Source organism: Streptomyces azureus (assembly GCF_001270025.1).
In the GTDB taxonomy this organism is placed as follows: domain Bacteria; phylum Actinomycetota; class Actinomycetes; order Streptomycetales; family Streptomycetaceae; genus Streptomyces; species Streptomyces azureus.
In genome coordinates, this window is sequence record NZ_DF968211.1 from 1 (window position 1) to 13,124 (window position 13,124).

Consider the following 13,124-nt stretch of genomic DNA (forward strand, 5'->3'; position numbering starts at 1 on the left):
CTCGGTGCTTTCCAGGTTTCCGCTTCCGCGTTTCCCTTTCCGGCGGTTCCGACTTTATCAGAGGTTTCTGAGTCGGATTTCCATCCCTCACCGGAGCATGGTTCCCGGCGCTGGAGTTGGCCGGGTGCCCCTTCGGGAGGAGTTGCAAACCTACTGGAGCGGGGCTCCTCGATGCAAATCGAGGAGCCCCGCTCCCAGTTGGCGCCTGGTCAGGCCCGACGGACCGTCAGACCTCCACGACCACAGGCAGGATCATCGGCCGGCGCCGGTAGGTGTCCGAGACCCACTTGCCCAGCGTGCGGCGGATGAGCTGCTGGAGCTGGTGGGGTTCGACCACTCCGTCCTGGGCGGAGCGCTCGAGTACCTCCGTGACCCTCGGGATCACGTCGCCGAAGGCGGAGTCCTCGATGCCGGAGCCGCGGGCCTGGATGTGCGGGCCGCCGGTGATCTTCCCGGTGGACGAGTCCATGACCACGAAGACCGAGATGATGCCCTCGTCGCCGAGGATCTTGCGGTCCTTGAGGGCCGGCTCTCCCACGTCGCCGACCGAGAGCCCGTCGACGTAGACGTAACCCGCCTGGACCTTCCCGGAGATCTTGGCCTTGCCCTCGACGAGGTCGACGGCGACGCCGTCCTCGGCGATGACGATGCGGTCGTGCGGGACGCCGGTCAGGGCGCCCAGCTCGGCGTTGGCGCGCAGGTGGCGCCATTCGCCGTGCACCGGCATCAGGTTCTTCGGGCGGCAGATGTTGTAGAAGTACAGCAGCTCGCCCGCGGACGCGTGGCCGGAGACGTGGACCTTGGCGTTGCCCTTGTGGATGACGTTGGCGCCCCAGCGGGTCAGGCCGTTGATCACGCGGTAGACCGCGTTCTCGTTGCCGGGGATCAGGGACGACGCCAGGATCACCGTGTCGCCCTGGACGATGCGGATCTGGTGGTCCCTGTTGGCCATCCTCGAGAGGGCCGCCATGGGTTCGCCCTGGGAGCCCGTACAGACGAGGACCACCTCGCTGTCCGGGAGGTCGTCGAGCGTCTTGACGTCCACGACCAGGCCCGGGGGGACCTTCAGGTAGCCCAGGTCTCGCGCGATGCCCATGTTGCGGACCATCGAGCGCCCGACGAAGGCGACACGGCGACCGTACTCGTGCGCCGCGTCCAGGATCTGCTGGATCCGGTGGACGTGGCTGGCGAAGCTCGCGACGATGATGCGCTTGCGGGCGCCGGCGAAGACCTGCCGCAGGACGTTGGAGATCTCCCGCTCGGGCGGGACGAAGCCCGGGACCTCGGCGTTCGTCGAGTCCGAGAGCAGGAGGTCGATGCCCTCCTCGCTCAGGCGTGCGAAGGCGTGGAGGTCCGTGAGGCGGCTGTCCAGCGGGAGCTGGTCCATCTTGAAGTCGCCGGTGTGGACGACCATGCCCGCGGGGGTGCGGATGGCGACGGCCAGCGCGTCCGGGATGGAGTGGTTGACCGCGACGAACTCGCAGTCGAAGGGGCCGATGCGCTCTCGGTGCCCTTCCACCACCTCGAGGGTGTACGGGCGGATGCGGTGCTCCTGGAGCTTGGCCTCGATCAGGGCGAGGGTCAGCTTGGAGCCGATCAGCGGGATGTCCGGCTTCTCGCGCAGGAGGTAGGGGACGCCGCCGATGTGGTCCTCGTGGCCGTGTGTGAGGACGATGCCCTCGATGTCGTCGAGGCGGTCCCTGATGGACGAGAAGTCCGGCAGGATCAGGTCGATTCCGGGCTGCTCCTCCTCGGGGAAGAGCACTCCGCAGTCGACGATCAGCAGGCGGCCGCCGTACTCGAAGACCGTCATGTTCCGGCCGATTTCGCCGAGGCCGCCGAGCGGGGTGACCCGCAGGCCGCCTTCGGGGAGCGGCGGGGGCGGGCTGAGTTCGGGATGCGGATGACTCAAAAGACTCTCCTCACCACGCGCGCCACGTACCGGTAGGGCACGTGGCGCGCATGACGTTCGTGCAGAAGCAGTTGTCGTATGGAGTGGTGCGGGCACCGGTGGCCCGCTATTCAGTTGTGAAGCAGGTGCGCGGGGGTCCGCGCGAAGTCTGATGTCAGAGCTGTACCCCGCCGGCGGCAAGATCGATCTTGAGTTGCTCGATCTCCTCGGGCGCGCATTCGACCATGGGGGCGCGCAGGGGCCCGGCGGGCAGGCCCTTCAGCGCGAGCGCCGCCTTGGTGGTCATCACGCCCTGGGTGCGGAACATGCCCGTGTAGACCGAGAGCAGCTTCTGGTGGATCTCGGTGGCCTTCTGGACGTCACCCGAGGTGTACGCCTCGACCAGGGCGCGCAGCTCAGGGGTGACCACGTGGCCGACGACCGAGACGAAGCCGACGGCGCCCACGGAGAGCAGGGGCAGGTTCAGCATGTCGTCGCCGGAGTACCAGGCGAGGCCGGAGCGGGCAATGGCCCAGCTCGCCCGGCCCAGGTCGCCCTTGGCGTCCTTGTTGGCGACGATCCGGGGGTGCTCGGCGAGGCGGACGAGCGTCTCCGTGTTGATCGGGACGCCGCTGCGGCCGGGGATGTCGTAGAGCATGACCGGCAACTCGGTGGCGTCTGCGACGGCCGTGAAGTGCCGGTAGAGGCCCTCTTGCGGGGGCTTGTTGTAGTACGGGGTCACAAGGAGCAGGCCGTGTGCGCCGGTGCGCTCCGCCGCGCGGGCGAGTTCGATGCTGTGGTGCGTGTTGTTGGTGCCGACTCCGGCCACGACGTGGGCGCGGTCGCCGACGGCCTCGAGGACCGCCCGTACGAGATCCGCTTTCTCCGCATCGCTGGTGGTCGGCGACTCGCCCGTGGTGCCGTTGATGACCAGGCCGTCGTTGCCTGCGTCCACCAGGTGGGTGGCGAGCCGCTGCGCGCCGTCGAGGTCGAGTGCGCCGTCCGCCTTGAAGGGCGTGACCATGGCGGTGAGGACCCGCCCGAAGGGGGTCTGCGGAGTCGAGGTCGGAGCCATGGGTTACACGCTACTCGTTGCTCAGGACCGGGTCTGCCCTAGGGGGAGGCGACAAGTCGTGACAAAGATGGAGCCCGGCACTGCCTGCTCGGGGGTTCAAGCAGTGCCGGACCCGTTTGATCAGGCTAGATGAACTTCCCGAAATGCCGCAATACGGACACTTCGTGCGACTGAACCGTACATCTGTGCCTGATCGGGGAACGGGGGCGCGTCACGGCGCCACGCGCCCGTTCGCGTTGAAGGCGGCGTAGGTGAGCGGCATGAGCCTGGCCCACTCGGCCTCCATCTTCTCGCCGACCATCTCGATCTCGCGTTGCGGAAAGGACGGGACCTTGGCCAGCTCGTGCTGGGTGCGCAGGCCGAGGAAGTGCATCAGCGAGCGGGCGTTGCAGGTGGCGTACATCGAGGAGTACAGGCCGACCGGCAGGACGGCGCGGGCGACCTCGCGGGCGACGCCGGCGGCGAGCATCTCCTGGTAGGCCTCGTAGGCCTGCCGGTAGGAGTCCTCCATCACGCGGCCGACCAGCTCCTGCTGGGCCTGGGTGCCCTCGACGAAGACGTACTTGCCGGGGCGGCCCTCCTGGACGAGCTTGCGGGACTCGTCGGGGACGTAGAAGACCGGCTGGAGCTCCCGGTAGCGGCCGCTTTCCTCGTTGTACGACCAGCCGACGCGGTGCCGCATGAACTCGCGGAAGACGAAGATCGGAGCGCTGATCAGGAAGGTCATCGAGTTGTGCTCGAAGGGGCTGCCGTGCCGGTCCCGCATCAGGTAGTTGATCAGGCCCTTGGAGCGCTCGGGGTCCTTGTTCAGCTCGTCCAGGGACTGCTCGCCGAGGGTCGAGACGCGAGCGGCGAACAGGACGTCCGCGTCGGACGCGGTGTGCTTGACCAGCTCGACGGTCACATCGCTGCGGTAGCTGGGCTTGGGGTCGTCGGCGGGGGTGTCGGTCACGGTTGGCAGGGCCTTCCCATCTCGTCGTGTGGCGACGCCACTCTACGGCCCGACGAAATCAGCGCGATCGGTGGCGTGCCGCAATGAAGTTGGTGAAACAGGGCACCTCTGAGGGAGTTCGTTCGTCTCTACAGACGAAAGTGATCCGTTCCACCCCTTGAAGGGAGACGCACCCCTGATGTTCGGTCGGCGTGAACCCGTACCGTTTGCCTTCGTTGCCGAGGCCGACAGGTTCCGCAGTAATGTCACTCCCCCGCCGCGTGAGCGGCTGTCCGTCGGCCAGATGGCCGGGCGATGGCTGCTGGGTCTGACGATCGTGGCGGGGCTCGTGGGCTCCCTGGTCGTCGGGACGCCCGCGCTGTCGGTCGACCACCCGGGCTCGCAGCCGCAGCAGTCACAGGCGTCGCAGAAGAACTGAGCCGCCACAGGCCGGCGGTGACTCCATCCGGCCCCCCGCCAGTGGTGACCGGGCACACAGATCGGTAGCCTCACCGGGCACAGCCCACGCATGGATCGAGTGAGGACCAGCCGTGCCCCTGCCCTTCCTGACGGCCGACCGCGTTTTCGAGGCAGCGGACGACGTTCCGCTGCCGTACGACGACCGTGACCGCTGGCGGCGGCCGTACCGGCCCGGGCCCTGGCGGGTGGGGGCGGCGGCGCTGGCGCTGCTGCTCGCCTCGTTCGTGCTGTTCGCGGGGGTCATCATCGCGGTGACGGCCGAACTGACCTCGGCCGGTGTGGTCTTCGGGCTCGCGCTGCTCGTCATCGCCGGGGCGCTTCGGCTCCTCCGCGCGGGTGTGTGGGTGAGCGCGCGCGGGCTACGGCACGTGGGCTTCGTCTCGACACGTACGGCGTCCTGGGACCAGGTCACCGCCGTGCGCACGGTGCAGCAGCCGGTGCGCTGGTTGGGGCTGCCCCGGACGGTGCAGGGGCAGGCGCTGCTGCTCGTCCGGCAGGAACAGTCGCCCGACGGTGGGACGGCACTGCTGACCACGCACAACGCGGACTTCCTGGGCCGGGCGGAGGCCTTCGACCGGGCGGCCGACTCGGTCGAGGCCTGGGCGGACGAGTACCGCCCGCACTGACGCTCTCGGTAATCCCGGTTTCTCATGCCGGAGGGGCCGGACCGTTCGCGGTCCGGCCCCTCCGGCATGAGTGGGGTGCGGTTCAGGCCGTCTCGGGCTGCTTGCCGTCGTGCAGGGCGATCGCGCGTTGCATCGCCTTGCGGGCGCGCGGGGTGTCGCGGGCGTCGTGGTAGGCGACGGCGAGGCGGAACCAGGTGCGCCAGTCGTCGGGGGCGGCTTCCGTCTCGGCCTTTCGCCTGGTGAAGACCTCGTCGGCCGAGTCCCGGTCGATCCGCCCGCTGGGGGTGCGCCTCAGTTCGTCGACGGGCAGGCCGCCCTCGGCGTCGAGTTCGGCGGCGAGGGCGTTGGCCCTGCGGACGAACTGGGTGTTCTTCCACAGGAACCACAGGCCGATGACCGGCAGGATCAGCACCGCGACACCGAAGGTGACGGTGAGGGGCGTGCCGGTCTCGATGAGCAGGACGCCGCGGCTGCCGACCAGGACGAAGTAGACGACCAGGACGGCGGCCGTGAGGGCGTAGGTGAGCTTCGCGCGCATGACGGTCAGGGGCTCAGCTCAGGTCCAGGAAGTGTTCCAGGCCGAAGGTCAGGCCCGGGACGCTTCCCACCCGGCGGGCGCCGAGCAGGATGCCCGGCATGAAGCTGCTGTGATGCAGCGAGTCGTGCCGGACCGTCAGGGTCTCGCCCTCGGCGCCGAGCAGGACCTCCTGGTGGGCGAGCAGGCCGCGCAGCCGGACGGCGTGGACCGGGACGCCGTCGACGTCGGCGCCGCGGGCACCGTCCAGGGCGGTGGCCGTGGCGTCCGGGGCCGGGGCGGAGCCGGCGTTGCGGCGGGCCTCGGCGATGAGCTGGGCGGTGCGCGTGGCGGTGCCGGAGGGGGCGTCCACCTTGTTCGGGTGGTGCAGCTCGACGACCTCGACGGACTCGAAGTACGGGGCGGCGATCTGCGCGAACTTCATGGTCAGGACGGCCCCGATGGAGAAGTTGGGCGCGATGAGCACGCCGGTCTCCGGGGACTGCTCCAGCCAGCCCTTCAGCTGCGCGAGGCGCTGGTCGGTCCAGCCGGTGGTGCCGACGACCGCGTGGATGCCGTGGCGTACGCAGTAGTCGAGGTTGGCCATGACCGAGTCGGGCGTGGTCAGTTCGACAACGACCTGGGCGCCGGTCTCGGCCAGCGTCTCCAGCTTCTCGCCCCGGCTCAGCGCGGCGACCAGTTCCATGTCCTCGGCGGCTTCCACGGCTCGTACCGCTTCCGAGCCGATCCGGCCCTTGGCGCCGAGGACCGCCACGCGCAGCTTGCTCATCTCTTGTGCTTCCTTAACCAGGGGGTTGTCAGGCGACGGCGTCGTGCAGGCGGGTCGCCTGTTTGTCCTTCAGCGGGCCGATGACCGACAGGGAGGGCCGCCGTCCCAGGATCTCGCGGGCGACCGAGCGGACGTCGTCCGGGGTGACCGAGGCTATCCGCGACAGCATGTCGTCGACGGACATCTGCTCGCCCCAGCACAGCTCGCTCTTGCCGATACGGTTCATCAGCGCGCCGGTATCCTCCAGGCCGAGGACCGTGGAGCCCTGGAGCTGGCCGATCGCGCGCCCGATCTCGTCATCCGAGAGGCCGTGCTCGGCGACGTGGTCGAGTTCGTCGCGGCAGAGCTTCAGCACGTCGTGCACCTGCGACGGCCTGCACCCCGCGTACACGCCGAACAGGCCGCAGTCGGCGAAGCCCGAGGTGTACGAGTACACGCTGTAGGCCAGGCCGCGCTTCTCGCGGACCTCCTGGAAGAGGCGGGACGACATGCCGCCGCCGAGGGCGGTGTTCAGCACGCCCAGGGCCCAGCGCCGCTCGTCCGTGCGGGACAGGCCCGGCATGCCGAGCACGACGTGCGCCTGCTCGGTCTTGCGGTCGACCAGCTCGACCCGGCCCGCGGTGCGCAGGGCACGCTTGCCGCTGCGCGGGGCGACGGGCTCGGCGGCGAGATCCTTGAAGGCGCCGGCCTTCTCGAAGGCGGCACGGACCTGCCGTACGACCTTGGAGTGGTCGACGTTGCCGGCGCACGCGACGACCAGGTGGGTCGGGTCGTAGTGCTTCTTGTAGAAGCGGCGGATGCGGTCGGCGGTGAGGGCGTTGACCGTGTCGACCGTGCCGAGGACCGGGCGGCCGAGGGAGTTGTCGCCGAACATCGTGTGCGCGAACAGGTCGTGCACGCAGTCGCCCGGGTCGTCCTCGGTCATGGCGATCTCTTCGAGGATGGCGCCGCGCTCGACGTTGACGTCCTCTTCGAGGATGAGCGAGCCGGTCAGCATGTCGCTGACGACGTCGATGGCCAGCGGCAGGTCGGTGTCGAGCACCCGCGCGTAGTAGCACGTGTACTCCTTCGCCGTGAACGCGTTCATCTCGCCGCCGACCGCGTCGATCGCGGAGGAGATGTCCAGGGCGGACCTGCGGTTCGTGCCCTTGAAGAGCAGGTGCTCCAGGTAGTGGGTGGCGCCGTTCAGGGCCGGGGTCTCGTCGCGGGAGCCGACGTGCGCCCAGATGCCGAAGGTCGCGGAGCGGACCGAGGGCAGGGTCTCGGTGACGATGCGCAGGCCGCCGGGGAGGGTGGTCTTACGGACCGTGCCGATGCCGTTGGTGCCCTTGATCAGGGTTTGGGTACGGGCGACGGCCCGCGCCTCGGAGGAGGTGCGGGCCGTCGCCTGGGAGCTACTCGACGTCACTTGTCGGTGTCGTCCTTCGTCTCATCGTTCTCTTCGCCCTCGATGACCGGGATCAGGGAGAGCTTGCCGCGGGAGTCGATCTCGGCGATCTCGACCTGGACCTTGGCGCCCACACCGAGAACGTCCTCGACGTTCTCCACGCGCTTGCCGCCGGCCAGCTTGCGGATCTGCGAGATGTGCAGCAGACCGTCCTTGCCGGGCAGCAGGGAGACGAACGCGCCGAACGTGGTCGTCTTGACGACCGTACCGAGGTAGCGCTCGCCGACCTCGGGCATCGTCGGGTTGGCGATGCCGTTGATCGTGGCGCGGGCGGCCTCGGCGGAGGGGCCGTCGGCGGCACCGATGTAGATCGTGCCGTCGTCCTCGATCGTGATCTCGGCGCCCGTGTCCTCCTGGATCTGGTTGATCATCTTGCCCTTGGGGCCGATGACCTCGCCGATCTTGTCGACCGGGATCTTCACGGTGATGATCCGCGGCGCGTTCGGGGACATCTCGTCCGGCGTGTCGATCGCTTCCATCATCACGTCGAGGATGTGGAGGCGGGCGTCACGCGCCTGCTTCAGGGCGGCGGCCAGGACGGAGGCCGGGATGCCGTCCAGCTTGGTGTCGAGCTGGAGGGCCGTCACGAAGTCCTTGGTGCCGGCGACCTTGAAGTCCATGTCACCGAAGGCGTCCTCCGCACCGAGGATGTCGGTGAGGGTGACGTAGTGCGTCTCGCCCTCGATCTCCTGGGAGATCAGGCCCATGGCGATACCGGCGACGGGGGCCTTCAGGGGCACACCGGCGTTCAGCAGCGACATGGTGGAGGCGCAGACCGAGCCCATGGAGGTCGAGCCGTTCGAGCTGAGCGCCTCGGACACCTGACGGATCGCGTAGGGGAACTCCTCGCGCGCCGGCAGGACCGGGACCAGGGCGCGCTCGGCGAGGGCGCCGTGGCCGATCTCGCGGCGCTTCGGGGAGCCGACGCGGCCGGTCTCGCCGGTGGAGTACGGCGGGAAGTTGTAGTTGTGCATGTAGCGCTTGCGGGTCACCGGGGAGAGGGTGTCCAGCTGCTGCTCCATGCGGAGCATGTTCAGGGTGGTGACGCCCAGGATCTGGGTCTCGCCACGCTCGAACACCGCGGAGCCGTGGACCCGCGGGATCGCCTCGACCTCGGCGGCCAGGGTGCGGATGTCGGTGACACCGCGGCCGTCGATGCGCTTCTTCTCCTTGATCACGCGCTCGCGGACCAGCTGCTTGGTGAGCGAGCGGTACGCGGCGGAGATCTCCTTCTCGCGGCCCTCGAACTCCGGCAGGAGCTTCTCGGCGGCGAGCTGCTTGACGCGGTCCAGCTCGGCCTCGCGCTCCTGCTTGCCGGCGATGGTGAGCGCCTGGGCGAGCTCCGGCTTGACGGCGGCGGTGAGCGCCTCCAGCACGTCGTCCTGGTAGTCCAGGAAGATCGGGAACTCGCCGGTCGGCTTGGCGGCCTTGGAGGCGAGGTCCGACTGGGCCTTGCAGAGCACCTTGATGAAGGGCTTCGCGGCGTCCAGACCGGCGGCGACGACCTCCTCGGTCGGCGCCTCGGCGCCGCCCTCGACCAGCTTGATGGTCTTCTCGGTGGCCTCGGCCTCAACCATCATGATCGCGACGTCGCCGTCCTCCAGGACGCGGCCCGCGACGACCATGTCGAAGACGGCGTCCTCGAGCTCGGTGTGCGTCGGGAAGGCCACCCACTGACCGCGGATCAGCGCGACGCGGACGCCGCCGATCGGGCCGGAGAAGGGCAGGCCGGCCAGCTGCGTGGACGCGGAGGCGGCGTTGATCGCGACGACGTCGTAGAGGTGGTCGGGGTTGAGCGCCATGATCGTGGCGACGACCTGGATCTCGTTGCGCAGGCCCTTCTTGAAGGACGGGCGCAGCGGGCGGTCGATCAGGCGGCAGGTGAGGATCGCGTCCTCGGAGGGGCGGCCCTCACGGCGGAAGAAGCTGCCGGGGATCTTGCCGGCGGCGTACATCCGCTCCTCGACATCCACCGTGAGCGGGAAGAAGTCGAGCTGGTCCTTGGGGTTCTTGGAGGCGGTGGTGGCCGACAGCACCATGGTGTCGTCGTCCAGGTACGCCACGGCGGAGCCGGCGGCCTGCTTGGCCAGGCGGCCCGTCTCGAAGCGGATGGTGCGGGTGCCGAAGGGGCCGTTGTCGATGACAGCCTCGGCGTAGTGGGTCTCGTTCTCCACTAGCATGTTCTCCGTTACTTTGTCGTCTTTCGTCCCACGCTGCCCGTGTGGCAGGGGGACGGTGGCGGAGAAGCGCTCCGTGCGGTGCGGGCCGGTCTTCGATCGAAGCACCCGGGGCTTCCCCCCGGGGGCCACTACCGAGGACCGGCGGCGGCTAGGCGCGCTTCTCCTCTTCTTGTCGTGCTGTGTCGTCCGTATTGCGTTGTGCTACCACACTACAAAGCAGCAGCGACACTCCGCACGTACAGCAAAGGGAGCGGTCCCCTTTCCTGCCGGGAACCGCTCCCTTCACGGCGTCTTACTTGGCGCCCGCCGCACCGCGGCGGATGCCGAGGCGGTCGACCAGCGTACGGAAGCGCTGGATGTCCTTCTTGGCGAGGTACTGCAGCAGCCGGCGGCGCTGACCGACCAGGATCAGCAGACCACGACGGGAGTGGTGGTCGTGCTTGTGGGTCTTGAGGTGCTCGGTCAGGTCGGAGATCCGACGCGACAGCAGAGCGACCTGGACCTCGGGGGAGCCGGTGTCGCCCTCCTTGGTACCGAACTCGGACATGATCTGCTTCTTCGTAGCGGCGTCGAGCGACACGCGTACTCCTCATAGTCTGTGACTGGCCACCGAGTGCCCCCGGTCTGCTTCTCGGGGGAGCTTCCGTGACTCGGAAGGCGGGGATCCGCTGGGCGCGGCCTCCAGGGCGATGGGCTCCGGGGGTGCGTACACAAACGGCCGTCGACCAGGGTACCAGGCGGTCGGGGGCGTCTTTGCGCTGGTCCCCGAACCGGCCGGACGGGGCGGGCGGGGCCACTAGGGTGAGCGGGTTCGGATCGTTCGTACGTCGAGGATCCGCACTCCGGGAACTGGTACGTCGGGAAGGGGTCGCTGCGGCATGGCGGAGACGGCTGAGGAAATCAAGGCGCGCAAGGAGCGGGAGCGGGACGAGCTCTACGCCCTCGACATCTCCGGTGTCGAGTGGCACTGCGCGCCGGGCACCGAGGAGCACGAGGAGCGGGTCGAGATCGCGTACCTCCCCGAGGGGGCGGTGGCGATGCGGTCCTCGCTCGACCCGGACACGGTGCTGCGCTACACCGAGGCGGAGTGGCGGGCGTTCGTGCTGGGAGCGCGGGACGGGGAGTTCGATCTGGAGCCGACGCCCCGCGATGGGGGGCCTGCCCCGGAGTGACGGGCGGGTACGGGAGCGGCCTGACCACCCGCGATGGGGGGCCTGCCCCGGAGTGACCGGTGGGTACGGGAGCGGCCTGACCACCCGCAATGGGGGGCCTGCCCCGGAGTGACCGGTGGGTACGGGAGCGGCCTGACCACCCGCAATGGGGGGCCTGCCTGCCCCGGAGTGACGGGCGGGTACGGGAGCGGCCTGACCGGGTCGTCGTGCGCTCGACGATGACCCGCTGATCGAGCCGACGAACCCGCAGGCGGCTCTGCGTCGTGGCGGTCGACGGCGTGTCCGACTGAGCGGGAAACGGGTCCCGCAGCAGCCCGGCACCCGCGGCCGCCGCTACCCGCTGGACGAAGGCAGCGGGTCGGGGCTCAGCTGGTCATCGAGCGGACCGTCGAGTACACGTCGAACACAGCCAGGGCCAGCGGCACCAGGGTCAGCAGCACGAAGCCCTCGGCGATCTCCAGGAAGCGTCCCCAGAACGGGGTGAGGCCGCCGCGCGAGACGATCAGGCCGATCGCCGTGACGAGCGCGGCCGCCGCGGCGATCGCCGCGACGAGCCAGATGGTCCGGATGTCGAGGTCGGTGCGGTCGCCCGTGAGGGCCTCGCGGACGATCGAGTGCGGCGGATTGAGCGCCAGCCCGAGGCCGAGCAGTACGAGAGAGGCGAGACCGGCGGTCAGGACGGGGGCCACCTGGCCGGTGTACCGGAAGAGATGGGCGCGCATCAGCAGGGCCAGGCCGGTCGCGAGGGCGAGGAGCTGGGCCCAGACGTTCGAGGAGAACCCGAGGACCGCCGAGGAGCCGACGGCGATCAGCGCGCAGCCGCCCACCAGGCCGACCAGGAGTTCGTGTCCGCGCCGTGCCTTGGCGGCGACCCGCTCGGCGTCGACCGGCTCCTGGGGAGTGGGGTCGGTGTCGTACGCGCTGCGCGGGGCGGTGTCCGGGGTGTCGAAGCCGATGGGGAGCCGGGCGAAGCGCATCGACAGGCCCGGCAGGAAGGCCAGGCCTCCGACGGCGACCGGGGCGCACAGGGCGGCGATCTCGGAAGGCGTCCAGTCGGCGAGGATCGCCGCGAACACGGCGAGCAGGCCGACGGCGGAGGCGACGACGAAGCCGACGAACGGGCCGTCCCCGCTCGGCGAGCACAGGGTGAGCAGGACCGAGGCCAGCAGCACCGCCGCGCAGGCGAGGAGGAACTGGAGCTTGCCGATGCCCTGTCCGTCGGCGAGCGGCAGGAGACCCGAGCCGGCCACGCCCACGTTCGGGAGGGCGCCGAGACCCAGGGCGATGGCCGAGGCCCGGTCGTCGTAGACACGGGCGCGCACGCAGGCGAGGACGACCAGGAGGACACCGGCGACGCCGGCGAGGATGCCGGGCAGGCTGTTCATGTCGTGGAGTGGGTCGCCCATCCAGGCCACGAAGGCGAGCAGAACCGGCAGTACGCCTCCCCCGACGAGGCCCGCCGCGCGCGTCAAGTCGCCGCTCCACAAGGTGCGTTCGCTGGTCACGGCGGAGGCGACCGCTTCGGAGACGTCGTCGAAGACGGCGGGGGGCAGTGACTCGGAGAACGGGCGCAGCGCGAGGAGCTCGCCGTCGAGGATGCGCTGGGCGGCGAAGGAACGGGCGCTGTCGAGGACGGTGCCGTCCCGACGGACCAGGTGGTAGCCGACGGGTGCGCCCTCGGCGGGACTTTGCCGGGAGAGTGTGAGGATCTCCGGATAGATGTCGGCGACCGGGATGTCGTCGGGCAGCGCCACGTCGATCCGGCTGTCGGGCGCGACGATGGTGACGCGGCAGAAACCGAGACCCGTGCCCGCACCGGCAGGAGTTCCCGTACCGGGTCCTCCTCCGGTGGCTGCCGCGGAGGCCGTCATGCTCACCTGCTGCTCCCCCTCAGTGATGATTCTGTACCTACGGTACGGAAGTCCTACGCGGTTTTCCCCGTCCCCTGTGACCGACCGTGCGGCGAGGTCGTGGGAACAGTGCTTTCGTGCCGTCGCCGGGGTTCCGCAACTCGCCGG

Annotated in this window: 12 protein-coding genes; 3 read left to right on the plus strand and 9 right to left on the minus strand. The window is 69.7% G+C overall.

Translation table 11 applies throughout. The features are described 5' to 3' along the window. Window positions 1-226: 226 nt before the first annotated feature. The 3 genes from AOQ53_RS04875 to thyX all read right to left on the minus strand — a co-directional run bounded on the left by AOQ53_RS04875 (window position 227) and on the right by thyX (window position 3,918). Window positions 227-1,912: a ribonuclease J gene (locus AOQ53_RS04875; protein WP_059415283.1), complete on the minus strand. Its 1,686-nt coding sequence runs from the start codon at window positions 1,910-1,912 to the stop codon at window positions 227-229. 154 nt (window positions 1,913-2,066) lie between these two features. Further along, window positions 2,067-2,966 (minus strand): 4-hydroxy-tetrahydrodipicolinate synthase, encoded by a 900-nt coding sequence (gene dapA / locus AOQ53_RS04880; RefSeq protein ID WP_059415285.1) that lies wholly within the window; start codon window positions 2,964-2,966, stop codon window positions 2,067-2,069. A 211-nt stretch (window positions 2,967-3,177) separates the two neighbouring features. Then, window positions 3,178-3,918: an FAD-dependent thymidylate synthase gene (thyX, locus tag AOQ53_RS04885; RefSeq protein ID WP_059415287.1), complete on the minus strand. Its 741-nt coding sequence runs from the start codon at window positions 3,916-3,918 to the stop codon at window positions 3,178-3,180. Window positions 3,919-4,096: 178 nt separating this feature from the next. Here thyX and AOQ53_RS04890 point away from each other — a divergent pair, with 178 nt between their 5' ends. Together AOQ53_RS04890 and AOQ53_RS04895 are read left to right on the plus strand one after the other, a co-directional pair. Further along, on the plus strand, window positions 4,097-4,336 hold the full coding sequence (locus AOQ53_RS04890) for a hypothetical protein (protein ID WP_059415289.1): 240 nt from the start codon (window positions 4,097-4,099) through the stop codon (window positions 4,334-4,336). Between the two features lie 112 nt (window positions 4,337-4,448). Beyond that, window positions 4,449-5,003 (plus strand): hypothetical protein, encoded by a 555-nt coding sequence (locus AOQ53_RS04895; RefSeq protein WP_059415291.1) that lies wholly within the window; start codon window positions 4,449-4,451, stop codon window positions 5,001-5,003. An 82-nt stretch (window positions 5,004-5,085) separates the two neighbouring features. Here AOQ53_RS04895 and AOQ53_RS04900 read toward each other — a convergent pair whose 3' ends face one another. The 5 genes from AOQ53_RS04900 to rpsO all read right to left on the minus strand — a co-directional run bounded on the left by AOQ53_RS04900 (window position 5,086) and on the right by rpsO (window position 10,514). Continuing rightward, window positions 5,086-5,541 (minus strand): tetratricopeptide repeat protein, encoded by a 456-nt coding sequence (locus AOQ53_RS04900; RefSeq protein WP_059415293.1) that lies wholly within the window; start codon window positions 5,539-5,541, stop codon window positions 5,086-5,088. A gap of 13 nt (window positions 5,542-5,554) precedes the next feature. After that, window positions 5,555-6,307 carry a 4-hydroxy-tetrahydrodipicolinate reductase gene (dapB, locus tag AOQ53_RS04905; RefSeq protein ID WP_059415294.1) on the minus strand — a complete coding sequence of 251 codons (753 nt, stop codon included), beginning with the start codon at window positions 6,305-6,307 and terminating at the stop codon, window positions 5,555-5,557. Window positions 6,308-6,335: 28 nt separating this feature from the next. Further along, window positions 6,336-7,715 (minus strand): M16 family metallopeptidase, encoded by a 1,380-nt coding sequence (locus AOQ53_RS04910; protein WP_059415296.1) that lies wholly within the window; start codon window positions 7,713-7,715, stop codon window positions 6,336-6,338. Further along, a complete protein-coding gene (locus AOQ53_RS04915) occupies window positions 7,712-9,928 on the minus strand; it encodes a polyribonucleotide nucleotidyltransferase (protein ID WP_059415297.1) in 2,217 nt (738 codons plus the stop codon). The genes AOQ53_RS04910 and AOQ53_RS04915 overlap by 4 nt, the downstream gene beginning before the upstream one ends. A 298-nt stretch (window positions 9,929-10,226) precedes the next feature. Then, complete coding sequence (gene rpsO, locus AOQ53_RS04920; protein WP_059415298.1) at window positions 10,227-10,514, minus strand: 30S ribosomal protein S15; 288 nt, start codon at window positions 10,512-10,514, stop codon at window positions 10,227-10,229. Between the two features lie 298 nt (window positions 10,515-10,812). On the opposite strand from rpsO, the gene AOQ53_RS04925 reads away from it, so the two are divergent. Then, window positions 10,813-11,106, plus strand: coding sequence for a DUF397 domain-containing protein (locus AOQ53_RS04925; protein WP_059415299.1), 294 nt, complete (start codon window positions 10,813-10,815; stop codon window positions 11,104-11,106). Between the two features lie 365 nt (window positions 11,107-11,471). On the opposite strand, the gene eccD is transcribed toward AOQ53_RS04925, so the two are convergent. Beyond that, window positions 11,472-12,983, minus strand: a complete 1,512-nt coding sequence (gene eccD, locus AOQ53_RS04930) for a type VII secretion integral membrane protein EccD (RefSeq protein WP_236711596.1) — start codon at window positions 12,981-12,983, stop codon at window positions 11,472-11,474. Between the last annotated feature and the right edge of the window lie 141 nt (window positions 12,984-13,124).

Bases quoted from the DNA above. Each gene is read 5' to 3' on its own strand.
- dapA (WP_059415285.1), bottom strand. From the start codon at position 2,966: ATGGCTCCGACCTCGACTCCGCAGACCCCCTTCGGGCGGGTCCTCACC.
- AOQ53_RS04890 (WP_059415289.1), top strand. From the start codon at position 4,097: ATGTTCGGTCGGCGTGAACCCGTACCGTTTGCCTTCGTTGCCGAGGCC.
- AOQ53_RS04900 (WP_059415293.1), bottom strand. From the start codon at position 5,541: ATGCGCGCGAAGCTCACCTACGCCCTCACGGCCGCCGTCCTGGTCGTC.
- dapB (WP_059415294.1), bottom strand. From the start codon at position 6,307: ATGAGCAAGCTGCGCGTGGCGGTCCTCGGCGCCAAGGGCCGGATCGGC.
- AOQ53_RS04925 (WP_059415299.1), top strand. From the start codon at position 10,813: ATGGCGGAGACGGCTGAGGAAATCAAGGCGCGCAAGGAGCGGGAGCGG.